Origin of the sequence: Corynebacterium sp. MSK035 (assembly GCF_030232615.1) — a bacterium.
GTDB lineage: Bacteria > Actinomycetota > Actinomycetes > Mycobacteriales > Mycobacteriaceae > Corynebacterium > Corynebacterium jeikeium_D.
Map to the genome: position 1 here is coordinate 136,705 of NZ_JASPJP010000004.1, position 23,713 is coordinate 160,417.

Annotated in this window: 23 protein-coding genes; 17 read left to right on the top strand and 6 right to left on the bottom strand. The window is 59.3% G+C overall.

Annotated features, from left to right (window positions below; genetic code table 11):
* Positions 1–118: 118 nt before the first annotated feature.
* The 12 genes from hisH (at position 119) to pyk (ending at position 11,592) form a co-directional block, all read left to right on the top strand.
* Positions 119–817 carry an imidazole glycerol phosphate synthase subunit HisH gene (hisH, locus tag QP978_RS04315; RefSeq protein ID WP_069359167.1) on the top strand — a complete coding sequence of 233 codons (699 nt, stop codon included), beginning with the start codon at positions 119–121 and terminating at the stop codon, positions 815–817.
* 147 nt (positions 818–964) lie between these two features.
* Positions 965–1,699, top strand: a complete 735-nt coding sequence (gene priA, locus QP978_RS04320) for a bifunctional 1-(5-phosphoribosyl)-5-((5-phosphoribosylamino)methylideneamino)imidazole-4-carboxamide isomerase/phosphoribosylanthranilate isomerase PriA (RefSeq protein ID WP_016422946.1) — start codon at positions 965–967, stop codon at positions 1,697–1,699.
* Between the two features lie 103 nt (positions 1,700–1,802).
* Positions 1,803–2,615, top strand: a complete 813-nt coding sequence (locus tag QP978_RS04325; RefSeq protein WP_049170313.1) for an inositol monophosphatase family protein — start codon at positions 1,803–1,805, stop codon at positions 2,613–2,615.
* 83 nt (positions 2,616–2,698) lie between these two features.
* Positions 2,699–3,475, top strand: coding sequence for an imidazole glycerol phosphate synthase subunit HisF (gene hisF / locus QP978_RS04330; RefSeq protein WP_005510401.1), 777 nt, complete (start codon positions 2,699–2,701; stop codon positions 3,473–3,475).
* Positions 3,472–3,870 carry a phosphoribosyl-AMP cyclohydrolase gene (gene hisI, locus QP978_RS04335; RefSeq protein ID WP_048734633.1) on the top strand — a complete coding sequence of 133 codons (399 nt, stop codon included), beginning with the start codon at positions 3,472–3,474 and terminating at the stop codon, positions 3,868–3,870. Before hisF ends, hisI begins: the two co-directional genes overlap by 4 nt.
* Positions 3,871–3,981: 111 nt before the next feature.
* Positions 3,982–5,526, top strand: coding sequence for an anthranilate synthase component I (locus tag QP978_RS04340; protein WP_016422944.1), 1,545 nt, complete (start codon positions 3,982–3,984; stop codon positions 5,524–5,526).
* 7 nt (positions 5,527–5,533) lie between these two features.
* A complete protein-coding gene (locus QP978_RS04345; RefSeq protein ID WP_284856884.1) occupies positions 5,534–6,184 on the top strand; it encodes a TIGR02234 family membrane protein in 651 nt (216 codons plus the stop codon).
* A 4-nt stretch (positions 6,185–6,188) separates the two neighbouring features.
* On the top strand, positions 6,189–6,995 hold the full coding sequence (trpC, locus tag QP978_RS04350) for an indole-3-glycerol phosphate synthase TrpC (protein WP_016422942.1): 807 nt from the start codon (positions 6,189–6,191) through the stop codon (positions 6,993–6,995).
* A gap of 147 nt (positions 6,996–7,142) precedes the next feature.
* The gene (gene trpB, locus QP978_RS04355; protein WP_080985634.1) at positions 7,143–8,432 is read left to right on the top strand and encodes a tryptophan synthase subunit beta; all 1,290 of its coding nucleotides are present in this window, start codon (positions 7,143–7,145) and stop codon (positions 8,430–8,432) included.
* A complete protein-coding gene (gene trpA, locus QP978_RS04360; RefSeq protein ID WP_016422940.1) occupies positions 8,433–9,212 on the top strand; it encodes a tryptophan synthase subunit alpha in 780 nt (259 codons plus the stop codon). It abuts the gene before it with no gap.
* A 7-nt stretch (positions 9,213–9,219) separates the two neighbouring features.
* Complete coding sequence (gene lgt / locus QP978_RS04365) at positions 9,220–10,143, top strand: prolipoprotein diacylglyceryl transferase (protein WP_048734621.1); 924 nt, start codon at positions 9,220–9,222, stop codon at positions 10,141–10,143.
* Positions 10,144–10,176: 33 nt separating this feature from the next.
* Positions 10,177–11,592: a pyruvate kinase gene (gene pyk, locus QP978_RS04370; protein ID WP_016422938.1), complete on the top strand. Its 1,416-nt coding sequence runs from the start codon at positions 10,177–10,179 to the stop codon at positions 11,590–11,592.
* A 140-nt stretch (positions 11,593–11,732) separates the two neighbouring features.
* Here the strand turns inward: pyk and QP978_RS04375 are convergent, their stop codons facing one another.
* Entirely contained in the window at positions 11,733–13,010 is a 1,278-nt protein-coding gene (locus QP978_RS04375) for an amidohydrolase (protein ID WP_070545573.1), read from the bottom strand.
* Between the two features lie 43 nt (positions 13,011–13,053).
* Positions 13,054–14,403 carry a DUF4921 family protein gene (locus tag QP978_RS04380; RefSeq protein ID WP_049193966.1) on the bottom strand — a complete coding sequence of 450 codons (1,350 nt, stop codon included), beginning with the start codon at positions 14,401–14,403 and terminating at the stop codon, positions 13,054–13,056.
* Between the two features lie 113 nt (positions 14,404–14,516).
* Here QP978_RS04380 and QP978_RS04385 point away from each other — a divergent pair, with 113 nt between their 5' ends.
* The 3 genes from QP978_RS04385 to QP978_RS04395 all read left to right on the top strand — a co-directional run bounded on the left by QP978_RS04385 (position 14,517) and on the right by QP978_RS04395 (position 17,346).
* The gene (locus QP978_RS04385; RefSeq protein ID WP_049193965.1) at positions 14,517–14,900 is read left to right on the top strand and encodes a hypothetical protein; all 384 of its coding nucleotides are present in this window, start codon (positions 14,517–14,519) and stop codon (positions 14,898–14,900) included.
* Between the two features lie 255 nt (positions 14,901–15,155).
* A complete protein-coding gene (gene gdhA / locus QP978_RS04390; protein ID WP_016422934.1) occupies positions 15,156–16,499 on the top strand; it encodes an NADP-specific glutamate dehydrogenase in 1,344 nt (447 codons plus the stop codon).
* An 85-nt stretch (positions 16,500–16,584) separates the two neighbouring features.
* Positions 16,585–17,346: a sulfite exporter TauE/SafE family protein gene (locus QP978_RS04395; protein ID WP_042388756.1), complete on the top strand. Its 762-nt coding sequence runs from the start codon at positions 16,585–16,587 to the stop codon at positions 17,344–17,346.
* Between the two features lie 34 nt (positions 17,347–17,380).
* Here the strand turns inward: QP978_RS04395 and ehuA are convergent, their stop codons facing one another.
* From ehuA to QP978_RS04415, 4 genes are all read right to left on the bottom strand, one after another.
* The gene (gene ehuA, locus QP978_RS04400) at positions 17,381–18,154 is read right to left on the bottom strand and encodes an ectoine/hydroxyectoine ABC transporter ATP-binding protein EhuA (RefSeq protein ID WP_016422932.1); all 774 of its coding nucleotides are present in this window, start codon (positions 18,152–18,154) and stop codon (positions 17,381–17,383) included.
* Positions 18,155–19,072, bottom strand: a complete 918-nt coding sequence (locus QP978_RS04405; protein ID WP_369707174.1) for an amino acid ABC transporter permease — start codon at positions 19,070–19,072, stop codon at positions 18,155–18,157.
* Between the two features lie 63 nt (positions 19,073–19,135).
* Positions 19,136–20,029: an ABC transporter substrate-binding protein gene (locus QP978_RS04410; protein WP_016422930.1), complete on the bottom strand. Its 894-nt coding sequence runs from the start codon at positions 20,027–20,029 to the stop codon at positions 19,136–19,138.
* Between the two features lie 126 nt (positions 20,030–20,155).
* On the bottom strand, positions 20,156–21,475 hold the full coding sequence (locus tag QP978_RS04415; protein ID WP_016422929.1) for an NAD(P)-dependent malic enzyme: 1,320 nt from the start codon (positions 21,473–21,475) through the stop codon (positions 20,156–20,158).
* 757 nt (positions 21,476–22,232) lie between these two features.
* Here QP978_RS04415 and QP978_RS04420 point away from each other — a divergent pair.
* Both QP978_RS04420 and QP978_RS04425 read left to right on the top strand, forming a co-directional pair.
* The gene (locus tag QP978_RS04420) at positions 22,233–22,991 is read left to right on the top strand and encodes an Ltp family lipoprotein (RefSeq protein ID WP_080969583.1); all 759 of its coding nucleotides are present in this window, start codon (positions 22,233–22,235) and stop codon (positions 22,989–22,991) included.
* A 148-nt stretch (positions 22,992–23,139) separates the two neighbouring features.
* On the top strand, positions 23,140–23,442 hold the full coding sequence (locus QP978_RS04425) for a hypothetical protein (RefSeq protein WP_070438995.1): 303 nt from the start codon (positions 23,140–23,142) through the stop codon (positions 23,440–23,442).
* The last annotated feature ends 271 nt before the right edge of the window (positions 23,443–23,713 follow it).

The window sequence follows — 23,713 nt, forward strand, 5'->3', positions numbered from 1 at the left end:
GTTAACCTTGAGTTTACCAAAGTATTCGGTAGTTGTATACCAGTGCTTCTGCCTATCCAGGCAGTTTTCTTGGGGTAAGTGGCAAACATCGATTCCCAGCGCCTTAAAATGTCCAACTATGGAACAAGTCTCACCTTCGACGAAGACCCCGACCGTTGCCATCCTTGATTACGGCTCCGGTAATTTGCGTTCAGCTGAGCGCGCTGTGGCCACCACGGGTGCCGAGGTTATTGTGACCGCCGATCCGAAGACCGTGATGGAGGCCGATGGTCTGCTCGTTCCCGGCGTCGGCGCCTATGCCGCATGCATGGAGGGTTTGCATCGAGTACAAGGGCCGCGCCTGATCGGCTCTCGACTCGCAGGTGGTCGACCAGTGATGGGAATCTGCGTCGGTATGCAGGTGCTCTTTGACCGCGGCGTCGAGTACGCCGACGGCATCCACGCAGCGGAGACCGACGCATCCGCAGCTGTCACCGGCACCCCGGGTTGTGGTGAATGGCCCGGTACTGTCGAGCGTCTCGAGGCGTCGATTCTGCCGCACATGGGCTGGAACACGGTTGAAGTACCGGAAGGCTCAAAGATGTTTAAGGGACTGGAAGATCAGCGTTTTTACTTCGTCCACTCCTACGGTGTGCGCAAGTGGGACCTTGATACGGATTCTCGCATCGCTCCGCCGCTGGTGACGTGGTCTGCCCACGAATCCGATCGGTTTATCGCAGCCGTGGAAAACGGTCCGCTGTGGGCCACGCAGTTCCACCCTGAGAAGTCTGGTGAAGCAGGGTTGAAGCTGCTGCAGAACTGGGTGGACACGCTGTAGTTGCCCAATCGGTAGTATCTGCCCTAACCGCACTACCTGGTAGGTGGCGGAATTTCGCCACCTAGACCACCTATACTGAGATAACTAGCAACAAGCGTCGTGGTGACTATGGCCACAACGCCCAAAGTCGAAGAGAGTAGAGCCCCCATGAGTTTGACCCTGCTGCCCGCTGTAGACGTAGCCGATGGCCAGGCTGTGCGCCTTGTTCAGGGTGCTGCTGGAACCGAGACTTCCTACGGTGCACCGCTGGAAGCTGCCATGAATTGGCAGAACGCAGGCGCTGAGTGGATCCACCTGGTCGACCTCGACGCCGCGTTTGGTCGCGGTTCGAACTACGACCTGCTTGCCGACGTTGTGGGCAAGCTCGACGTGAAGGTAGAGCTCTCCGGCGGTATCCGTGACAACGCTTCGCTCGAAGCTGCGCTGGCCACCGGCTGCGCCCGTGTCAATATTGGCACCGCCGCACTGGAGAATCCGGAGTGGTGCCGCGAGGTTATCGCCAACTACGGCGACCGTGTAGCCATTGGTCTGGATGTTCTTAACGAAGAGGGGCAGTGGCGCTTGCGCGGCCGCGGCTGGGTCTCCGACGGCGGTGACCTCTGGGAGGTGCTGGAGCGCCTGGATGCTCAGGGTGCATCCCGTTTCGTGGTGACTGACGTCTCCAAGGACGGCACCCTGCAGGGGCCGAATGTGGAACTGCTGCGCGAGGTCGCTGCTGCTACCGATGCTCCAATCGTCGCTTCCGGCGGTGTCAGCAGCCTGGACGACATTGCAGCTATTGCCACACTGGTCGATGAGGGCGTTGACTCCGCAATTGTGGGTAAGGCGCTCTACGCAGGGCGTTTCACCCTGGAAGAGGCCCTGGCAGTAGCTCGCGGCTAAAAAGAACACTTTCGTGGCCGGACCGGGGAGACGTCGTCAAGCGAAAGCGTTAACGAGCAAACGGCACCCCGGCTGAGACGGCGGATGAAGGACTTAGAAAAGTATGGATGCCCTGGAACCGCGGGCGATGCTCGCTATTGCTGAAGCGGCGCTCGATGAGGTTGAAGGCCTGTTCACGCAGCAGGTGGGCGCGGACCCGGTTGTCATGAAGCCGCGCGGAGATTTCGCGACGGAGACTGACCTGGAAATTGAGCGTCGTCTGCGCAAGCTCCTCACGCAGTATTCTGGGCTGCCCGTCTACGGCGAGGAATTCGGTGGCAAAGTCCCCGAGGAACATACCGCCTGGGTCATCGATCCGATTGACGGCACCACGAACTATTCCAACGGTTTTCCGCTGTGTGCCATGCTGCTCACACTCATGCATGAGGGGGAGCCGGTGGTTGGTATTACCTCCATGCCTCTGCTACGCCGGCGTATTACCGCAGCTAAAGGTAGCGGCACGTTCGTCAACGGCCGTCGCGTCAACATCGACGCCGAGGCCGGCCGCCCGGTTTCGATTGCCTTCGGGTCCGTCATCGCGAGTACCGACGGCACACTCCCGCGCAAGTGGCGTCAACTGCTGCTGTCAAAGGTGGGCGAACGCTATCCGACGATCCGAATTACTGGCTCTGTCGGAGTGGACTTGGGTTCCACCGCGATGGGGGCATTCGGCGGCACCGTGACTTTCTCACCGCATGTGTGGGATAACGCAGCTGGTGTACTTCAGATTTCCGAAGCCGGTGGCGTGGTCACAGACTTGGCGGGCAATCCTTGGCGGCATGATTCCGTAGGCGTGCTGGCGGGAACTCGCGATGTTCATGCCACGCTGCGGTCGATTATTGACCAACTGGGTCGTCCGGAGACTTTCCGGAGCTAAACCGTGGGCGACGTCCCGAGCTGGGTGGTTGCGCAAACCGTCGATCCACAACTTTGAGCTAACACGAGGAGAACTTAAAAACTATGTCTCTGGCAGTACGCGTGATTCCTTGCCTGGATGTCAACAATGGGCGGGTCGTCAAGGGGGTTAACTTTGAGAATCTCCGTGATGCCGGCGATCCGGTGGAGCTGGCTCGCCGCTATGGCGAGGAGGGCGCTGATGAGCTGACCTTCCTGGATGTCACGGCTTCCAAGGATGGCCGTGGCACCATGCTCGACGTGGTGCGTCGCACCGCAAGTGAGGTCTTCATTCCGCTGACGGTCGGCGGTGGCGTGCGCAGCGTCGAGGATGTCGATCAGCTGCTCCGCGCCGGAGCTGACAAGGTCAGTGTCAATACCGCTGCGATCGCACGTCCAGAACTGCTCAGCGAGCTGTCGCGCCGCTTCGGTGCGCAGTGTGTCGTCCTGTCGGTGGATGCCCGCCGCGTTCCCGAGGGAGGCACGCCGCAGCCGTCGGGCTTCGAGGTGACGACGCACGGTGGTTCACGCTCGGCGGGGATCGACGCCGTCGAGTGGGCACGCCGCGGCGAGGAGCTCGGGGTCGGCGAGATTCTGCTGAACTCCATGGACGGCGACGGCACCAAGGACGGTTTCGACCTGGAGCTTCTGGAGAAAGTCCGCGCTGCCGTCGACGTCCCGGTGATTGCCTCTGGCGGTGCGGGCAAGGCAGAGCACTTCCCGCCAGCAGTGCGCGCCGGCGCCAACGCGGTGTTGGCCGCATCCATTTTCCACTTCGGCGAGGTCAGCATTGCTGAGGTTAAGGAAGAGATGGCCCGCGAGGGAATCGAGGTGCGCCAGTGACTGGTCTAGCCCCGGGCGCTGCAGCTCACGGCGCCGGCGACGATCCGCGTGAGTACACGCTCCCAGCAGATATCGCGAACATCGCCAAGTTCAACGCTGACGGCTTGATTCCCGCTATTGTGCAGGAGGAATCCACTGGCCGCGTGCTCATGATGGCGTGGATGGATTCCCACGCACTGGCATATACCATCGCTACCAAGCGCGGCACCTACTGGTCGCGCTCCCGGTCCGAGTACTGGATTAAGGGGCTTACTAGTGGCCATTTCCAGACCGTGACATCGCTGGCGTTGGACTGTGATGGCGATACCGTGCTGATGCAGGTAGTGCAGGACGGCGCGGCATGCCACACTGGCTCGCATAGCTGCTTTGACGTGCATCCCGTGTTCGAGGGCTAATCAGTCGATCCGGGTTGCCGAGGTAGGGATTTCGTCGTCAAGCGCGCCCACCTCCGGTGAAGTCCGGGGTTAAGTGATGTGCAATCCGGGGTGCGTGGCACAATAGCGGCTATGACTCGTATCACCATGACCACGCGTGAGCGCTTTCGTGAACTGGCTGCACACCATCGGGTCGTGCCCGTGGTTCGCAAGGTTTTGGCGGACGGCGAAACGGCGCTGTCGGCCTACCGCAAGCTCGCGGCCGATCGTCCCGGCACTTTCTTGCTGGAGTCCTCCGATGTGGGGCAGTCGTGGTCGCGCTGGTCGTTTATCGGTTGCGGCAGTCGCGCCGCGCTGACGGTGGATGATGCGGGGGAGGCAACCTGGATTGGCAATGCGCCGTCGGGTGCGCCAGAGGGCGGAAATCCGTTGGATGCTCTGCGTCGCACGCTGGAGCTGCTGCACACGGAGCTTCCGCTTGCCGACGACGCTTCGGTGCCCAAGCTCACCTCTGGTCTCGTTGGCTACTTCGGGCATGACATTGTCCGCTACATTGAGCCACAGCTGCCGGATACCACTGACAATGATTTGCAGATTCCTGAGCTTATGCAGTTGCTGGTGGAGGACCTGGCTGCTTTTGACCACCACGAGGGCGTGCTGTGGCTGATTTCCAATGCTGTCAACTGGGACGGCTCGGATGAGCGGATTGACCAGGCGTATGACACCGCCTGTGATCGGGTCAATGCGATGGTGGAGCGGCTGTCGGGGGCCTCTGATCTGCGTCCGGCGGAAATTAGCTTCCCAGAGCCGGTGATTCGTCGCCAGCGCGCCGCCGACGACCACATGGATCGTATTGAGCGTTGTAAGGACCACATCCGAGCTGGTGATGCGTTCCAGATTGTGCTCTCGCAGCGGTTCGAGATGGACACGCAGGCGTCAGCTTTTGATATCTACCGCATCCTGCGGGTTTCCAATCCGTCGCCCTACATGTTCCTGGTCAACGTTCCAACCAAGGACTTCTCCGCTACCGCTTTTCAAATTGTCGGTTCCTCCCCGGAATCACTCGTGGCAGTTCAGGGCAGTGAGGTCATCACCAATCCCATCGCGGGCACACGTCCGCGCGGTGCCACGGTGGAGCAGGACAATGCGCTGGAAGCTGATTTGCTGGCAGACGAGAAGGAAAATAGTGAGCATCTGATGCTCGTTGATCTTGGCCGCAATGACCTCGGACGTGTCTGCCGCCCAGGCAGTGTTGTTGTGCACGACTTCCGTCATATTGAGCGCTACAGTCACGTTATGCATCTGGTCTCTACGGTCACCGGCGAGCTTTCCAGCGACGCCACTGCCGTCGACGCGTTCGCGGCCACCTTCCCAGCGGGAACGCTGTCGGGTGCGCCGAAGCCTTCCGCGCTGAGCATTATCGACAAGTTCGAAGACACGCGTCGGGGTGTTTACGGCGGCACTGTTGGATACTTTGACTTCCGGGGCAATACCGATCAGGCAATTGCCATCCGCACAGGTGTGAAGAAGGGCGATACGGTCTATGTTCAGGCTGGCGGCGGAATTGTCAGTGACTCTGACCCGGTGGCAGAGGATGAGGAGACCCGCAACAAGGCCGCGGCCGTGCTGCGAGCTGTCGCGGCAGCTGAGACACTAGTCCCAGCGGAAAGGAGCTAGGTTTTCGATGAAGTCGACAACGATGCTCTCCGGTGGCCTCATTGGCGTGGCCGCAGCGGGAATGTGGTTGTGCAGCCGAAGCGCGTGGCTGACGGTCGATACTGTTGATGACAAGTCCGGTCCAGCGACCACAGATTTGGTGGGCGCAGTTTGGGCTCCAGAGTTGACGTCGATTGCGCTGGCAATGGTGGCTGCACTGTTTGCCACCACCATTTTGGGCTCACTGGGGCGCCGTATTGTCGGTGGCCTCGCGGCGCTGCTCGCAATTGCGGCGTCGTGGACTCCGATGACTCTGCTTGCCAGCGGAGAAGACGGTGTGGACTCCCAGCGGGCACTGGATTTGTTGACGTCGGGAAGCGCCTCACAACGCGCCAGTGATGCGGTGACTGTGGCAGAATGGGCGCAGATCTCAGCGATTGAAGTGCATGCGATGGGGCCAGCCCTGGCCTTGCTGTGCTGCGCATTGGCGCTGGTCGGGGCGGTATTGTTGGTGCGTCGACCGGGTACTGTGAAGAAGCAGAAGTCCAGCGCGTATGAGACCCCGGAGGTACGCCGTCAGCGTATCGCCGAGGACCTGGAGGAAGACCCACAGTCGGGTCGAGTTCTGTGGGATGCTTTGGATGCCGGTGTAGATCCTACGGATCTGGATAAGGAGTAAGGCCGTGGCTAACGTTCTGGACAAGATTATTGAGGGCGTGCGGGAAGATCTCGCTGCTCGGGAAGCCAAGATTTCCTACGGTGAAATCAAGGAGCTCTCGCTGAAGGCGCCGTCGCCGATTGATGCCGTGGCGGCACTGGCTAAGCCCGGGGTGCAGGTGATTGCAGAGGTCAAGCGTGCCTCTCCGTCGAAGGGAGAGCTGGCTGACATCCCTTCGCCGGAGGTCTTGGCGGCAGAGTACGAGCAGGGTGGCGCGGCTGTCATTTCCTGTCTGACTGAGGAGCGCCGCTTCCGCGGTTCGCTCGCCGACCTCGATGCCGTGCGCCGCGCGGTCAACATTCCAGTGCTGCGCAAGGATTTCATCGTCACTCCGTACCAGGTCCATGAGGCCCGCGCACACGGTGCCGACCTGGTGCTGCTGATGTGCTCCGCTTTGGATCAGCCGACGCTGGAATCCCTGCTGGATCGCACCGAGTCGCTTGGCATGAACGCTCTGGTTGAGGCGCACACCGAAGAAGAGGTCGAGCGTGCCGAGGCCGCTGGTGCCAAGATCCTCGGCATCAACGCCCGCAATCTAAAGACCCTCGACGTGGATCTCTCCGTGTACGAACGCCTTGCGCCGATGTTGCCGGATCATGTTGTGAAGGTGGCAGAGTCCGGTGTCAAGGGGCCGGAGGAACTGCGCTACTACGCCTCCCACGGCGCCGACGCGGTACTGGTGGGCGAGGGCCTGGTTACCGCGGGCAAGCCGGGTGAGGCTTGCCGACGTCTCGTTGCCGCCGGTGTCCACCCGACACTCCGCAGCGAGTAGTGATAGACCGCAGTTGCGATAAGCAGCTGTACCGCGCTGCGAACTGCGCCTAGTTTGGTTGCGTGTCACACCTGTTGTGCTGGCACACCACAGTTTCTTAGGCCTTATGTCCCCGCAACCGGTGGGGATAGTCCACAATAGATAACTGTGAGTGACCAAGATTTCAAGAATCATGATGCCCGCGGTGACCGCCTGCCCACGATGGGTGAGGTTATCGCGGAGACAACGAACCACGAATCAGATGCCATTGGGCACTGGGGTAAGTGGGGCGGCCAGTTTGTGCCGGAGGCGCTGATGGCCGTTATCGGTGAGGTCACCGATGGCTACGCGAAGGCCCGCGTTGATCAGGATTTTCTCGATGAGCTCGACCGGCTTCAGCGTACTTATGTCGGACGTCCCTCGCCGCTGTACTACGCGGAGAAGTTCTCCGCTGATATCGGCGCTGACGTCTGGCTCAAGCGCGAGGATTTGAATCACACAGGTAGCCACAAGATTAATAACGTCTTGGGACAGGTTCTGCTTGCTAAGCGCATGGGCAAGAAGAACATCATTGCCGAGACCGGTGCCGGCCAGCACGGTGTCGCAACCGCGACTGCCTGTGCGCTGCTCGGCCTTAACTGCCGTATCTACATGGGCAAGGTCGACGCAATCCGCCAGCGTCTCAATATCGCTCGCATGCGTTTGCTTGGTGCCGAGGTTATCGAGGTCGAGATTGGCTCGAAGACTCTCAAGGACGCGATCAATGAGGCCATGCGTTTTTGGGTTTCACACGCCGATGACACCTACTACTGCTTCGGCACTGCAGCCGGCCCGCACCCGTTCCCAACAATGGTGCGCGACTTCCAACGCATCATCAGCGCCGAGGCACGCCAGCAGATTCTCGCGGAGACCGGCTCGCTTCCCGACGCTGTCGTGGCGTGTGTCGGCGGCGGTTCTAATGCGATCGGCGCGTTCCACCACTTCATCGATGATGAATCGGTTCGACTGATTGGCGCTGAAGCTGGCGGTGACGGTGTTGAGACCGGTCGCCATGCAGCACCGATTTCGGCCGCCGGTAATCCGGGGGTGTTCCAGGGCTCCTTCGCCGCCCTGATGCAGAACGAGGACGGCCAGATTACAGAGTCTCATTCGATTTCCGCGGGTCTGGATTACCCGGGCGTGGGCCCGGAGCACTCTTACCTGGCTGATATTGATCGCGCGTCCTACCTGCCGGTGACCGATACCCAGGCGATGCAGGCATTCCAGGACCTGACTCGGATGGAGGGCATCCTGCCCGCTATCGAGTCCGCACACGCGGTGGCTGCCGCCCGACTCATCAGCGGTGAACTGAATGAAGAGCTGGGCCGTAAGCCGCTGATTATTGTCAATGTTTCCGGTCGCGGTGACAAGGATGTCGACACCGCTGCTAAGTGGTTTGATCTGATGGAGGAGTCCTAAATGAGTCTGAGTGACGTCTTTGACAAGGTCCGTGAGGAAAACCGCGCAGCATTCATCGGCTACTACCCAGCGGGTTTCCCGACCACCGATAAGTCGATTGAGAACATCAAGGCGATTGTCGACGCTGGCGCCGACATCATCGAGGTCGGCCTGCCTTTCTCCGACCCGATGATGGATGGCCCAACCATTCAGGATGCCGCCAACGTGGCTCTGGATGCGGGCTTCCGTACCCGTGAGATTATGCGGGTGGTTCGCGAAGTCACCGAGCACGGCGGTACCTGTGTGGTCATGAGCTACTGGAATCCGATTCTCCAGTATGGTCCGGAGCGTTTCGCCGAGGACTTGGCCGCCGCTGGTGGTCGGGGCACCATTATCCCGGATCTCATCCCCGAGGAGGCCGGCCAATGGCAGCGTGCAGCTGAGGCCAATGGTCTGTCCAACATCATGTTGGTGGCCCCGTCATCGACCAACGAGCGTCTGCAGCTAACTGCCACCGCGTCGACCGGCTTCGTCTACGCCACCAGCCACATGGGTGTCACAGGTGCCCAGGCTAGCGTCGACTCGGCCGCCGGCAAGTTGGTTGCCCGCACGCGCGAGGTCACCGATACACCGGTGTGCGTCGGTTTGGGTGTCTCCAATGGGGCACAGGCCGCCGAGATTGCCGAGTTTGCAGATGGCGTGATCGTTGGCTCAGCACTGATCAAGGCCGCGATGAAGAGCACCGATGACCTGGTAACGCTCGCCCGCGAACTCGCCGCGGGCGTACGAGGAGAGAGCTAGCGCATTTATGAGTTCCACCCTTGTTCTCGCTGAAACTGCAACGACGTATCTGGCCAACATTCCCTCTCCGCCGCAGGGGGTGTGGCAGTTAGGGCCGCTACCACTGCGTGGTTACGCGATTTCCATCTTGATTGGCGTACTCGTCGGCATTTACTGGATGCAGCGCCGCTACGCGGCCAGGGGTGGAGACCCGGAGTTAGTCCTCGACATTGCCATTGCGGTTATTCCTGCGGGCATTATCGGCGGCCGTCTCTACCACGTCGCCACCGACTGGGAGAAGTACTTCGGCCCCGGCGCCAATCCCGCCGATGCACTGAAAATCACCAATGGTGGCCTCGGCATCTGGGGAGCGGTGGCGCTAGGAGTGCTGGCTGCGTGGGCGGTCGCTAAGTGGCGAAAGGTGCCGTTTGCGCCAGTTCTTGACGCGGCCGCACCCGCGATCATCCTTGGACAGGCCATTGGGCGTCTGGGCAATTGGTTCAACCAGGAACTCTACGGTGGCCCAACGTCACTTCCGTGGGGCCTGGAAATTTACCAACGAGTTGATGAGTTTGGCCGGGTCGCCCCTGTCACCGGAACGTCGACAGGCGAAGTGCTGGCCGTGGTGCATCCAACGTTTCTCTACGAGATGGTGTGGAACGTCCTCGCCTGTCTGGTCATTGTGTGGGCGGACCGAAAGTTCAAGATGGGCGGAGGACGCGTCTTTGCGCTCTATGTCGCGGCCTACACTTTGGGGCGTTTCTTCATTGAACTCATGCGCGTCGATGACGCAACGCTGATATTCGGTGTGCGTATTAATAACATCACGTCGCTCGTGGTCTTTTTCTGCGCTGTCATTGCTTTGTGGATTCTGCGGTCCAAGAGCCGCGAAACCGCAGCTGAAGTCAGGGGAGAGCGCGAGGCTGCTGAAGCTCACAGTGCTTCCAACTGACGCATAGCCCGTTAAGGGACTAGGCTGGAGGCCGTGCTTAGACGAACGAAGATTGTATGTACCCTCGGTCCAGCAGTTGCTTCGCTGGAGGGGATTACCGGGCTGGTCAACGCCGGCATGGATGTTGCCCGCCTGAATTTCTCTCACGGTGAGCATGAGGACCACGCTCAGAACTACCACTGGGTGCGTGAAGCATCCGACGCTACGGGACATGCCGTCGGTATTCTCGCCGACTTGCAGGGACCAAAGATTCGCCTCGGTCGTTTTAAGGAAGGCTCGACGTATTGGGCTGACGGCGAGATTGTCCGCATCACCGTCGACGATGTCGAAGGCACGCACGACCGCGTCTCCACCACGTACAAGAATCTCGCTGACGATGCCCGTCCGGGCGATCGCCTGCTTGTCGACGACGGCAAGGTGGGCCTGGAGTGCATCGAGGTAGATGGCAACGATGTGGTGTGCCGTGTCATCGAGGGCGGTCCGGTCTCGAACAACAAGGGTGTTTCCCTGCCGGGGATGAACATCTCGGTGCCGGCTCTGTCAGAGAAGGATATCGCCGACCTGCGCTTCGCTCTGAAGCTGGGAGTCGACTTCATCGCGCTGTCCTTCGTCCGTTCGCCTTCCGACGTCGAACTGGTCCATGCGGTCATGGATGAGGTTGGCCGTCGTGTCCCGATTATCGCCAAGCTGGAGAAGCCAGAGGCAGTCGAGTCTCTCGAGGCCATCATCCTGGCCTTCGATGCCGTGATGGTCGCCCGTGGTGACCTTGGTGTTGAGGTGCCGTTGGAAGATGTTCCGCTGGTTCAGAAGCGCGCTATTCAGATTGCCCGCGAGAACGCCAAGCCGGTCATCGTCGCCACCCAGATGCTCGACTCCATGATTTCGAACTCGCGCCCGACTCGTGCGGAGGCCTCCGACGTGGCCAACGCTGTGCTCGATGGCGCAGATGCCGTGATGCTCTCGGGTGAGACCTCGGTTGGTAAGTACCCGCAGTCCACGGTTAAGACCATGGCTCGCATCGTCACCGCCGCTGAGCGCGAGGGGGAAGTTCCTGCGCTGACCCACATGCCTCGCACGAAGCGTGGTGTGATTTCCTACGCAGCTCGCGATATCGGTGAGCGCTTGAATGCCCGCGCTATGGTTGCTTTCACCACCTCGGGTGATACCGCTCGCCGTGTGGCACGCTTGCACTCTCGCCTGCCGCTGCTGGTATTCACTCCGAATCAGCAGGTTCGTTCGCAGCTTGCGCTGACGTGGGGTGCGGAGACCTTCTTGGTGCGCGAGGTTAACAGCACGGATGAGATCATGCAGGTCATCGATGAGCAGCTCTTGACCATGGAAAACTACAACGCTGGCGACACGCTGGTCGTTGTTGCTGGTACCCCTCCAGGAAATGAGGGCAATACCAACATGATTCACGTCCACGTTATTGGCGAGGACGCTCGCTAGCTCTCTGGCGCGTTAGGAAAAGCCGGTAAGCCCTTTTGGGGCTTACCGGCTTTTTGCTTGGAGCCTTTCGACCTGGGCTGTCGGGCTGTTCGGAGGGATCATTGCGCTGTGCGCGGTGGCAAGCGGCCGGCACGCAGCCCTTACTTTGCCAAGTAGGACAGTACGGCGGCAGCGGCGGCAGAAGTCGCGGAGGTAGCCGTCGGCTCGAAGTCCGGCAGGAATGTCGGCATGTGATTCGACGGTACGTCTTCGACCACGCGGTCGGCAGCAACGGCGGCTTCCCACGTATCCCGAGGTGTGGCGCCAACAGTCCAGTAGACATATGGGCAGTTCAGCCCACGCGGCAGGTCTGAGAAGTCCTCCGACGCGGTCCACGGCACAGCATCGGTGGAATCGTCGCCGAGCACAGCGTCCATGACCGGGCGAATCGTGGCAAACGCCTCCGGATCATTGTCAGTGACTTCGCCGTGATCGGAGTACTCAATCACAGGCTCAACCTCAGTGCCGGAAGCCAGGCACTCGCCACGAACAACGCGCTCAATGCCCGCAACGAGCTTCGCGCGCACATCGTTGGAGTAGTAGCGAATATTCAGCACAATCTTGGCCTGGCCGGGGATTGTGTTATTCGAATTGCCGGACTGCAGCGTGCCGACGGACAAAACACCAAACTCGTGGGGAGGAATCTCGCGCCCCACAATTCCTTGCAAGCGCAGAACGATTGCGGCAGCCAAGTACGTCGGGTCAATGGCGTTGTGCGGCATAGATCCATGTGCGGAGCGACCTGTCAGCGTGATGCTAATGGTGTCACAGCCAGCAAGTGCCGGGCCGGGCATGGTCATTACCTGACCTGCGGGGCCGGGAACAATGTGCTGGCCGAAGCACACATCTGGGGTGGGGATGAGGTCTGCCAGGCCGTCGTCAATCATAGCCTGTGCACCACAGGCCAGTTCCTCGGCGGGCTGGAACAGGGCAATGAAAGTACCCGACCACTCAGACTTAGTTGCTGCCATCAGGCTAGCCAGACCAAGACCGGCCGTCATGTGCATGTCATGGCCACAGGCGTGCATGACGGCGGTGGCAGAACCATCGCGGGCGGTACCGGTGGCAGAGGAAGCGAAATCCACACCTGTTTCCTCGAACACCGGAAGCGCATCGATATCAGCGCGGAACAGCACGGTAGGGCCGGGGCCATTTTCCATGACACCAACGAGGCCGTGACCACCGATTCCCTCATACACCGTGTAAGTGCCCATGTCGCGAAGAGCACCGGCCAGATACGCGGCAGTTTTCTCCTCCGCCTGAGATAGCTCCGGGTGCTGGTGCAGGTAACGGTAGATTTCCCACTGCCTGTCCAATGGCACTCGATGAGTGGCGATGAGGTCGCGAATGCGGCTCAGTCGTGCTTCATTGTTGCTCACCTGGATTAAGACTCCTAACTTCTCTCTACTCTGTGCCAGAGAACTACAGTCGCGACCCGTCTTCGACGAGCGGGTTGTATTTCAGCGAGTTTGGCTGGCACTGGCACTCGGTCGCAATGTGAATGCTGTCCGAAATCTTTCCGGTCTCCCGTAAACGGTACATCTCCGGGACAACGCGGTCGCGCAGATCCCATGGGGAGATGGTGTTCAGATAAATCTTGGTGCCACCTTCAAAACCGGCCAAATTTGAGGTGCGCCACTTAATCATTACGCGCCACGGCATGCGGGCATCCAAATCGACAGGGCGGTGGTGCCATTCCTCGTTACACGGAATGGTGGGCCCGGCAGCGGCATGACATGCGTGAATCAGGTCCGACATTGCGTCTATCTCAGCCCGGGTTTGCAGCCACGGTTCGCAGACATCCGACTTCGAGAAGATCTCCAGCGTCGGGTAGCGGTGTCCGAATCCTGCGAAAGCCACCGCGTGCTCGTTTTCCGCAATAACCAGGTTGTGGCGGGCCGCATAGTCCACTGCGTATTCGTTGTAGATATTCGGGTTCTTGCGCACCGCCTGCACTTCGCGCTTGAGCTGCTCGCCGTGCTCATCGATGGCCACAAGCTGCTTGTGCAAGTGATCGAAGCTTGCGCCTGCCGGTTTCAGCCAGTTTTGGAAAGCGGCCACATAACGCACGTAGCGGTTCCGTCGGTACAGGTCAGCAATCGACTCGACGGTAAACGCAATGAGTGCGCGGTGCTCGGCAACGCTCAATGTGCCAGAAGAAGCCAGCTGGTTATCGTGGGTAGCGGCGTCGACAAAGTGGCGACGGGCAACAATCACATCGTGGCCGCCGGCGAAATAGCTTGGGGCGCGGCGCAGCAATTCCTCGTCGGAAAGCGCGCTGATTTCCTCTTCACTGCGTCCAGCGGCGCGGTAGCGCGTGCGAATGATGTTGAGCACGTGCTCGCGGCCCTTCGGGTCATCGAGGTAGGCCTCCATGCGTTGCTGAGTTTCGCGGTCGGGCTCGAAGCCGTAGTTTTCCGACCAATAGTCATAGGAGACGATCTCGAACAGGTTGGGCACGCGGCGGAACTCCGCAGTGGTGTCGAAGAGCTGGTCGGGCAGTACTCCGGTCACCGTGCTGTAGCCGCCGAATACCGATTCGTCGAGGACAACGCGGGCCTTCTCCGGCGGGGTTTGCAGCAGGTTGTTCCAGCCAAAGGAGTCGCGGGATCCAAAATCCTCCTCGCTCAATGGCTGCGGATCCGTGTGCTTAATTCCCAACGGCCGATTGCCACGACCTGGGACTGTCCACACCTGGGTACCGGAAAAAGGATTGACTTGCTTCACCGTGCCGTCGGCAAGCGTGATGAGGGGATTGCTGAAAGCCTGCATAAGTCCAACACTACGTCTTTGCTGGCGGTCGGCGCGCCAACGTAGGGGGGGACAAGGGCTTGACGACGGTTAGCTATTGTCTGGCCGTCTCGCGTGGCTTAGCCTGTGAAGTTATGTCGAAGATTGTTTTTCACTGCCTGGTGAAGCCGACCGAATCGGAGGCGCTGGCCGAGGCATTTCGTACCAAGTTGAGTGAGTTTGACCGCGCCGGGCGAGTTAGTGACGTGGATGTTTCGGTGGCGTCGGCGGACACGGACGCGCAGTTGGTGGAGCAGTGGGAGCGTGAGAACCCGAAGGAGCCGTTGGGGGATAGGAAGGTATTCCGTTATCTCTTGAGCTTCGATCAGCACGGCGGTTCTCTCAATGAACTCGCTATGGACCTCTCTGAGCTACTGACTCCGCGTGCAGAATTGCCCCCGGACCCAGTGCTGCGTGAGTTCGACGAAATGCTCGAATCTGTTGCGACGTATCCCTGGAATGTTGCCGTATTTAGGTAATATCCTACCTAATTCGTGAAAAGTGTAAGCCTCCACAGAGTCAGTGATTGGCTTGGCCAACGGGTGTAGCGCGAATCGCTACGAGTTTTCCCAGCAATATGCCGTTGTATAATTATGTCCGCTTCAATATCTACAGTTGCCCAGTCCTTGTGCACACAACCTGTGCCACCGAGTTACGGCAACCGGAAAGTGGTTTACAACCGCTGACGGTTTGTTCTTCGTGGGCGCCATAATGGTTTCGCAGAGAGGTTTATTTTGAATATCGAGCAGAAGGTTTCGGGACTCTATGACCAGATTCTCACCCGAAACGCCGGTGAGCCGGAGTTCCACCAGGCAGTGGCAGAAGTTCTGGAGTCGCTGAAGGTCGTCCTGGAAAAGGACCCACACTACGGTGACTACGGCTTGGTTCAGCGTCTGTGTGAGCCGGAGCGTCAGATCATTTTCCGCGTGCCGTGGGTCGATGACCAGGGGAAGGTCCAGGTCAACCGTGGCTTCCGTGTTCAATTCAACTCTGTGCTGGGCCCGTACAAGGGTGGTCTGCGCTTCCACCCGAGCGTGAACCTCGGCATCATTAAGTTCCTGGGCTTCGAGCAGATCTTCAAGAACTCCCTGACCGGCCTGCCGATCGGTGGCGGCAAGGGTGGCTCCGACTTTGATCCGAAGGGCAAGTCCGAGCTAGAAATCATGCGCTTCTGCCAGTCGTTCATGACTGAGCTGCACCGCCACATCGGTGAGTACCGTGACGTCCCGGCCGGTGACATCGGCGTCGGCGGCCGCGAGATTGGCTACCTGTTCGGTCAGTACCGCCGTATGGCCAACCAGCACGAGTCCGGCGTTCTCACCGGTAAGGGCCTGACCTGGGGCGGTTCCCTGGTTCGTACCGAGGCCACCGGTTACGGCTGTGTCTACTTCACTGAAGAGATGATGAAGGCCAACGGTGCTGACATCAACGGTGCCAAGGTCATCGTTTCCGGTTCCGGTAACGTCGCCATCTACGCCATTAAGAAGGCTCAGGAGCTCGGCGCTACCGTCGTCGGTTTCTCTGACTCTTCCGGTTACGTCTCCACCCCGAACGGTGTCGACGTCGAGCTGCTGAAGGAAATCAAGGAAGTTCGTCGTGCTCGCGTCTCCGAGTACGTCGCTGAGGCTGAGGGCGCTGAGTTCCACGAGGGTGGCAACATCTGGGAGCTCAAGGCTGATGTCGCACTGCCGTGTGCAACTCAGAATGAGCTCAATGGCGAGTCCGCCAAGCTGCTGGTCGACAACGGCTGCCGCTTCGTTGCTGAGGGCGCAAACATGCCGTCCACCCCGGAGGCTATCGAGGTCTTCAAGGCCAACGGTGTCCACTTTGCGCCGGGCAAGGCTGCCAATGCCGGTGGTGTTGCTACCTCCGCTCTGGAGATGCAGCAGAACGCTACCCGCGATTCCTGGTCCTTCTCCTACACCGATGAGCGCCTGAAGCGCATCATGACCAACATCTTCAAGAACTGCGAAACCACCGCCGCTGAGTACGATCACGAGGGTAACTACGTGCTCGGTGCCAACATCGCAGGCTTCAAGAAGGTCGCTAACGCAATGCTGGCTCAGGGCGTCATCTAGTCTGCTAACGTTTCCGCTTTACGACGGATCCTCGGCGACCCCGCCCGTCGAAAAGCCAAAAAGCCCACGCTGTAAACTCCCTCCTATGGAGTTATCAGTGTGGGCTTTTGTCTTTATCGTGGCAACGATTTTCATCGGGGCTCTGATGCAGCGAATAGCCGGTATGGGACTCGGACTGTTGGGAGGTCCGGTCCTCTCACTGGTTGCAGGTCCCGTAGCAGGAATTTTGATTATTAACGTGCTCGCATCGGTCAATGCGATCATGCAGACCATCTCGGTGCGAGAGAACGTCGATTGGAAGAAGTTCTGGCTGATTGGCCCGGTGATGGCCTTAGGTGCGCTGCCAGGCGCCTGGGTGGTTCACAACACGCCCAGCGGGCCACTCCAGGTTCTGGTCGGCGGGCTCGTGCTACTCGCGCTGCTAGTGACATCCTTTATGCCTCAGCGCATGCGTGTCGACGGCCCACAATACGCCGTTGCCTCAGGCGTGGCCGGCGGTTTTATGAATACCCTGGCCGGCATTGCGGGCCCAGCCATTACCGTTTACGCACAGGCTTCCCGTTGGCCAGCGCAGACATTTGCAGCCACCCTGCAACCGCTCTTCTTTGTTTCCGGCGCGTTGTCCTTGCTGTTCAAGGAAATCAGCGGTGACGTATCTGTCTTCGCCACCACACCGGTTATCCTCTGGCCGCTGTGTTTGGTTGCCATGATTGTGGGTATATTTTTGGGCACTCGCGTTTCCCGACGAGTGCCCATTGTGCAAGCCCGAAAGCTCGCGGTCATTCTGGCGACTACCGGCGCGGCAGTCACTATGTTTCGCGGAATCTCCGCAACTTTTGGCGCTTAGGCTTGCTGTTCCGCTTGCCAGCCTCTCCTTGCTGTTACTTCAACAGCGAAGACAGGAAGTTGCGGGTGCGCTCGTGCTGCGGATTACCCAGCACCTCATCCGGGGTGCCCTTTTCCACGACCACGCCGTCAGCCATAAACACGACCTGGTCGGCGACTTCACGGGCAAAGCCCATCTCGTGCGTCACGACGACCATGGTCATGCCCTTATCGGCCAGACCACGCATGACGTTGAGAACCTCACCGACGAGCTCGGGGTCAAGAGCGGAAGTCGGCTCATCGAAGAGCATTAGCTTCGGCTCCATGGCCAGGGCTCGAGCAATGGCAACACGCTGTTGCTGACCGCCCGAGAGCTGAACAGGGTAGGCATCGGCCTTGTGCGCCAGACCAACAGTCTCCAGCAGCTCCATGGCACGCTTTTCAGCCTGCTCCTGAGAGACACCCTTTACCAGCACCGGTGCCTCGGTGATATTTCCCAGCACCGTGCGGTGCGGGAACAGATTGAAGTTCTGGAAAACCATACCGATATCGCGACGCTGACGGGCAGCTTCTGCGGCGGAAATCTCGTAGAGGCTGCCGTTCTTTTCGCGGTAGCCAATCAGGGAACCGTCGACGTAGAGACGGCCGGCATTGACCTTCTCCAGGTGGTTGATACAGCGCAGCAGCGTGGACTTACCGGAGCCCGAAGGACCAATGAGGCAGGTAACCGTACCGCGTGGAACTTCCAGGTCGATGCCCTTGAGGACCTCGAGACGGCCGAAGTTCTTCCGAACCTTTTGCGCCTCAACCATCAAATCTTTGGTAGTCATTTACTGCGGATCCTCTCGGTAGAAGTGCTCTTCGTCCTTATCGACAACGCGAGCATTTGCAAGCGGCACACCTTCGGCGTCGGCAAGCGCGGCCAGCTGGCGGGCGGTGAGCTGACGGGTAGCGCCGCGGGCGAAGTAGCGCTCAAGGTAGAACTGTCCGACCATCAGAATTGATGTGATGACCAAGTACCAGGTGGCGGCGACAAGCAGCATCGGCACCGGCAGGAACAGCGCATTGGCGATGTCCGTGGAGCGGCCGTAGAGTTCCAGCGAGAACGGCACTGCGATGACCAGCGAAGTGGTCTTCAGCAGGGAGATGAACTCGTTGCCCGTCGGCGGGATGATGATGCGCATAGCCTGTGGCAAGATGGTGCGGCGGACAGTCTGCCACCAGCTCATACCCAGTGCCTTCGATGCTTCGGTCTGGCCCTCTGGGACAGCTTGAATGCCGGCACGGACAATTTCAGCCATGTATGCGGACTCATTCAAGCCGAGACCGACGAACGCCAACACAAAGGTATTGGACAGGACGGTGCTGAGATCAACCTCGGCAACGCCCAGGTCAATCGTCGAGTAGATAGTGCCGAGGAGGCCCCAAAAGACCAGCTGCACGTAGACCGGAGTTCCTCGGAAAACCCACAGGTAGAACCAAGCAACAGTGGACAGCACGGGGTTGTCCGACATGCGGAGTACGGCGACGATGGCACCGCCGACGATACCGATGAGCATGGCGAGGACCGTCAGTGCAATGGTCCAGCCAGCGGCAGCGGCGATTCGTGTGTCGAACAGGTACTGGAAGTAAACATCCCAGTGGTAGGCCTCGTTGCGGGCGGCACCGATGATGAACCACAGGAAGAGCACTAGCAGCACTGCTGCGGTGATCCAGCGACCCGGGTGCGGCAGCGGTTTGGCCTTAATTTCTTCGTTGAGTTCCGCCTGTGTGGCCTCGTAGCGGGCGCCAGACGCAGATGAGTCGCTCACTTAAAGTTCCTCTCCGTTAATAGTGGCGCGTTCCAAAGCACCGTCTTCCAAACCCCATGTGGTCAGGATTTGCTTGTACTGGCCGTTGTCGATGAGGTACTGCAGTGCCTGCTGCAGCACTGGGCCGAGTTCTGAATCCTTCGGAATAGCGAAGCCGAACGGGGCACCATCGTAGATATCTCCGGCAAGTTCGAGTTTGCCCTCAGAGCGATTGACCGCATAGGCACTGACTGGTGAGTCAGCTGCCAGCGCGTCAGCACGCCCCAGCACCACAGTGGTAGCGGCGGTACCAGCATCCTGGTAGGCCAATTTGTTAATTGGTGGCAAACCGCGATCCAGACAATCCTGATTCTTTACCGGCAGGTCCTCCATGTCAGCGACGGTATTGCGCTGAACGGCGACAGTTTTGCCACAGTAGTTGTCGGAGCTGGCGTCGCTGCCCGGGCGACGTGCCCACTGCAGGCCGGTATCCAGGTAGTCGACGAAGTCGTAGGTCTTGCGGCGCTCCTCGTTTGAGGTGAAGCCGGAGGCACCAACATCAACTGCGCCGGCCGACAGGGCCGGCAGAATCAGTGCGAAATCCTGTTCTTGGATTTCCAGCCGCAGATCCAGGACGCTGGCCATGGCCCGCATGAGGTCAATGTCGAATCCGATGATGGAACCGGCGGAATCCTTAAACTCTGCCGGGGCGAATGTTGGGTTGGTGCCGATGCGCAATACTTCGCGCTTACGAAGATCTGCTGGGACCTGTTTCGCCAGTTCGGGGACCGCTGCCGGTTTGATCTCTGACCAGCCCTCGGGGTTACCGCTTTCGTCATTGGTGACGCAGCCTGTAAGCCCTAAGAACAAGGTCGCAGTCAGCGTGGCAGCCGCCAATGCGATGGGTCTTTTCATATCTGAATATGTTACCTAGGCGCAGGAATACCTTAAATTCGGTACCCCTATTCAGCTGCGTCTTAGGCTGGTGCAGGAAAACCGCACACTTTTCAGACTTCCCGGGGAATAGTCAGCGCCGGTTTTCTAGTTCGCTTCAGCTGCAGCAAAGCCATTGCCAGTGACGTCGAGCGGGCCGACCGCGCCGGAGGCCGGGTCGCTCAGCGCAGCATCGCGGACAGCCTTCGCCACGGCCGGCATGACGCGCGAATCCAGCGCCGACGGGATAATGCGGTCGGCACTCAGGTCTTCTACGCCAACATTTGCAATGGCCTGAGTAGCAGCCAGCTTCATGGCCTCGGTGATCCGTTTGGCACCCGCCTCCAGTGCGCCACGGAACAGACCCGGGAAGGCCAGCACATTATTAATCTGGTTCGGATGATCCGAGCGGCCAGTGGCCACGACGGCTCCGTACTTGCGGGCGACTTCCATCGGAATCTCCGGAATCGGGTTGGCCAGCGAGAACAGAATCGGGTCAGCGGCCATTTGGCTAATCGCATCCTCGCCGATACGGCCGGCAGAGACGCCGATGAACACGTTAGCGTCGACAAGCGCATCGTTGATCGAGCCGGTGATACCGCGTGGGTTAGTCATGCCGGCGACCCACTGCTTGATGTCGCTCAGTGGCTCGCGGTCCGGGTGGATGATGCCGCGCGAATCGACGACGACGATGTCGGACACGCCAGCGGACAGCAGCATCTTCGTCGCAGCGACACCAGCGGCACCAGCGCCGGAGATGACCACGCGGAGATCCTGGAAGCTGCGACCTGTCAGCTTGCAGGCGTTGATCAGGCCGGCGGCGATGACGATGGCGGTGCCGTGCTGGTCGTCGTGGAAGATGGGGATGTCGAGCTCTTGGTCGAGACGCTGCTCGATCTCGAAGCAGCGAGGCGCGGAGATGTCTTCGAGGTTCACTCCGCCAAACGACGGCGCCAGCGCCTTGACCGTCTGGATGATTTCCTCTGTATTGAGGGTATCCAGGACGATTGGCACAGCGGAGATGCCGGCGAACTGCTCGAAGAGCTGGGCTTTTCCTTCCATCACCGGTAGCGCGGCCTTGGGCCCGATGTCGCCAAGGCCAAGCACGGCGGTGCCGTCGGAAACCACTGCGACGTTCTGGCCGGTCCAGGTGTAGGTGCGGGCCAGAGCCGGATCTTCGTGGATGGCCTCACAGACGCGAGCGACACCTGGGGTGTAGCCGATGGAGAGGTCGCGAATTGTCTCGAGCTTCATGGTGGAGTGGGAGCGGAGCTTGCCGCCTCGGTGTGCCTCAAAGATTTCCGCATCGGTGATGGTCGACGGATCTGTGGGGGCGGTGTCCTCCGGTACTGCGTGAAGTGGCGTCTTAGCGGAGTTCGCGTTCGCAGTGTGGGCGGAGGAGCTAGAGGGGGAATTCGCAGCAGGCATGATGACAGTCCAAAACGTGTTGAGTACTGAGTACTTTGTACTTTGAGAAAACTCGACCGCGGCGTGAGCTGCTGGTGGGCAGTGCGTAAAGCCGGGAGCAAAGCTTGGCAGGTGATACGTAGTGGTGTGCGTAAAAACTAAACCAGTCTTGCTATACGGGATTGGTATCTCATTATATGGACAGTGGGGTGGAAAATAAAATCTTTGCGGTTGGGGGAGCGGGGATTTGGGAAGTGTCGTGGGGCTGGCGGCCGCGGGCGTGATGCCGGAACCCCGGCTTTTGCCGAGTTCGACGAGTCCTGCCATGGCATCGTTTGTGTTAAGGGCTACTCAGCTGCGTCGTTTGTGATGAAGGTGTGCATCGAGCTTGCTCGGAAGCATCTTTGTTAGGAAGTGCCTTCGGTGGGGTGTCTATGTGCTGTCGGGTTCCATATGGGCGGCTGTCGTTGGAGGGGCTCCATGCCTTGGCCGCTTTTGGCCTTCTATTGGTTTGGAAAATGTTGGCGATATTATTTGCCGATATTGAGTAAGCGCTGGCCGGGGTTGAAGGTTAGTTTTTAAAGAGATTAACCAGTTCCAAGCCCTGTTCTATGGGGTAGAGGCCTGGTTTTTTCTTACCTTCAGTGGTGCCTTATGGTTCGCGAATCGAAAATATTTGTGTAGTGCGGAAAGTTGAATCCGGAGTTCCTGGGATAGTTCCAACTGACGACAGAGAGCTGTTCGTTTATTGCAACTTCTACGCAGGAGGCTTCTTACGATGTCCGATTCCACTTTCCCCCAGAACCCGCAGAGTCCACAGAACCCGTATGGCTCCCAGAATCCGTACGGCTCCCAGAATCCGCAGGATTCGCTGGGGCAGCAGTCCTACCAGCACAGCCCGCAGGATCCGCTCGGCCAGCAGCCCTACCCGCAGGGTCCGTCGGCAGCGGGGCAGATGCCTCCGGCTCCGAAAGAAAAGAAGAAGGGTGGCTGCTTCAAATGGGGTGGTATTGCCGCGGGCGCTGTCGTGGTCCTCGCTGTGGCGGCCAGCTTGACTGGTGGCGGTGACACTGAGTCGGGTTCCGATTCTGAAGCTGCATCTCTCTTTGGTTCGGAGACTGCCGTTGCGGCTGATTCTGGGACTGTTGAGAATGCCGATTTCGCTGAGTCTTCCGAGGCAGGTGTAGATGAGCAGCAAGGTCAGACGGGGGAGCAGCAAAAGCAGGATGAGAAGGTCCCGACCGAATACAAGAATGCTCTCCGCAAGGCAGAGATTTACGCGAATCGCATGCACATGTCGAAGGCCGGTATTTATGATCAGCTGACCTCGGAGTACGGCGAGAAGTTCTCACCGGAGGCAGCCCAGTATGCAATGGACAATCTCGATGCGGACTGGAATAAGAACGCACTGGAAAAGGCGAGAATCTACCAGGATTCGATGGCGATGTCCCCGGATGCGGTTTACGAGCAGCTGACGTCGGAATACGGTGAGCAGTTTACTCCGGAGGAAGCTCAGTACGCGGTGGATAACCTGTAGCAGCGGGCTTCGTTTGTTGATGACGCCAATTGGCCAGAGTCCAGTTGGATGCATGCTGCAGAAGGACGGCTTCCGCTTCACCAGAATGCATTTGCTGCACACTGAACGGCTGCTGGTGAAGCGGAAACCGTCTTGGCAGTTTTAATGCGTGACCGGGCAGTTGAGCGAGTGTCTGCAGCACAACTTCGGCGCGGTACAATTCGTGCCGTTTAACAACCGCGCCCGCATCGGCGACCGCGGCGGCAAATCAGAAGTAACTGCGCCACTGCGCCGCTACCCAGACGCAGCCACCTATCTTGCAGAAGACATCGCTGAGTTTCGAGTCTCCATCACAGAAGAGCAGCGGCAAGCTTTGTTGAGCGGGATTTCCGAGTACTCCGATGGCGATGAAGAAGTTTTCAGAGCGTATGCTCGCCTGTTGAAATCATCGGACTCAAAAGCCATGGAGTAGCCACATTCGCGGGGTGCGAGTCCCCGCCATGGCACTGCCCCGTTCACTCAATCGGTAGTGGCGGGGTTTTCTTATGCCCAAAAACAGATTCACCCAGGAGTTAACGCAGGATTCAGCAGGCAATACGTGGCTCTTTTTTGGCTCATTTTTGGTGCAAAATACCCGTGAAAGTACGTGAAAGTGCGTGAAAAAGAGGGTTAAACGACAGAAAGTGTGTCTGGATTCGGTGATTTGTAGTGGTTGACCTCTAGGTTTCAGAGAAATATATGCT

What these genes read in the sequence shown, in the direction of transcription:
- hisH (WP_069359167.1), top strand. Translation starts at nt 119, where the DNA reads ATGGAACAAGTCTCACCTTCGACGAAGACCCCGACCGTTGCCATCCTT.
- priA (WP_016422946.1), top strand. Translation starts at nt 965, where the DNA reads ATGAGTTTGACCCTGCTGCCCGCTGTAGACGTAGCCGATGGCCAGGCT.
- QP978_RS04325 (WP_049170313.1), top strand. Translation starts at nt 1,803, where the DNA reads ATGGATGCCCTGGAACCGCGGGCGATGCTCGCTATTGCTGAAGCGGCG.
- hisF (WP_005510401.1), top strand. Translation starts at nt 2,699, where the DNA reads ATGTCTCTGGCAGTACGCGTGATTCCTTGCCTGGATGTCAACAATGGG.
- QP978_RS04340 (WP_016422944.1), top strand. Translation starts at nt 3,982, where the DNA reads ATGACTCGTATCACCATGACCACGCGTGAGCGCTTTCGTGAACTGGCT.
- QP978_RS04345 (WP_284856884.1), top strand. Translation starts at nt 5,534, where the DNA reads ATGAAGTCGACAACGATGCTCTCCGGTGGCCTCATTGGCGTGGCCGCA.
- trpA (WP_016422940.1), top strand. Translation starts at nt 8,433, where the DNA reads ATGAGTCTGAGTGACGTCTTTGACAAGGTCCGTGAGGAAAACCGCGCA.
- lgt (WP_048734621.1), top strand. Translation starts at nt 9,220, where the DNA reads ATGAGTTCCACCCTTGTTCTCGCTGAAACTGCAACGACGTATCTGGCC.
- QP978_RS04380 (WP_049193966.1), bottom strand. Translation starts at nt 14,403, where the DNA reads ATGCAGGCTTTCAGCAATCCCCTCATCACGCTTGCCGACGGCACGGTG.
- QP978_RS04385 (WP_049193965.1), top strand. Translation starts at nt 14,517, where the DNA reads ATGTCGAAGATTGTTTTTCACTGCCTGGTGAAGCCGACCGAATCGGAG.
- QP978_RS04395 (WP_042388756.1), top strand. Translation starts at nt 16,585, where the DNA reads ATGGAGTTATCAGTGTGGGCTTTTGTCTTTATCGTGGCAACGATTTTC.
- ehuA (WP_016422932.1), bottom strand. Translation starts at nt 18,154, where the DNA reads ATGACTACCAAAGATTTGATGGTTGAGGCGCAAAAGGTTCGGAAGAAC.
- QP978_RS04410 (WP_016422930.1), bottom strand. Translation starts at nt 20,029, where the DNA reads ATGAAAAGACCCATCGCATTGGCGGCTGCCACGCTGACTGCGACCTTG.
- QP978_RS04415 (WP_016422929.1), bottom strand. Translation starts at nt 21,475, where the DNA reads ATGCCTGCTGCGAATTCCCCCTCTAGCTCCTCCGCCCACACTGCGAAC.
- QP978_RS04420 (WP_080969583.1), top strand. Translation starts at nt 22,233, where the DNA reads ATGTCCGATTCCACTTTCCCCCAGAACCCGCAGAGTCCACAGAACCCG.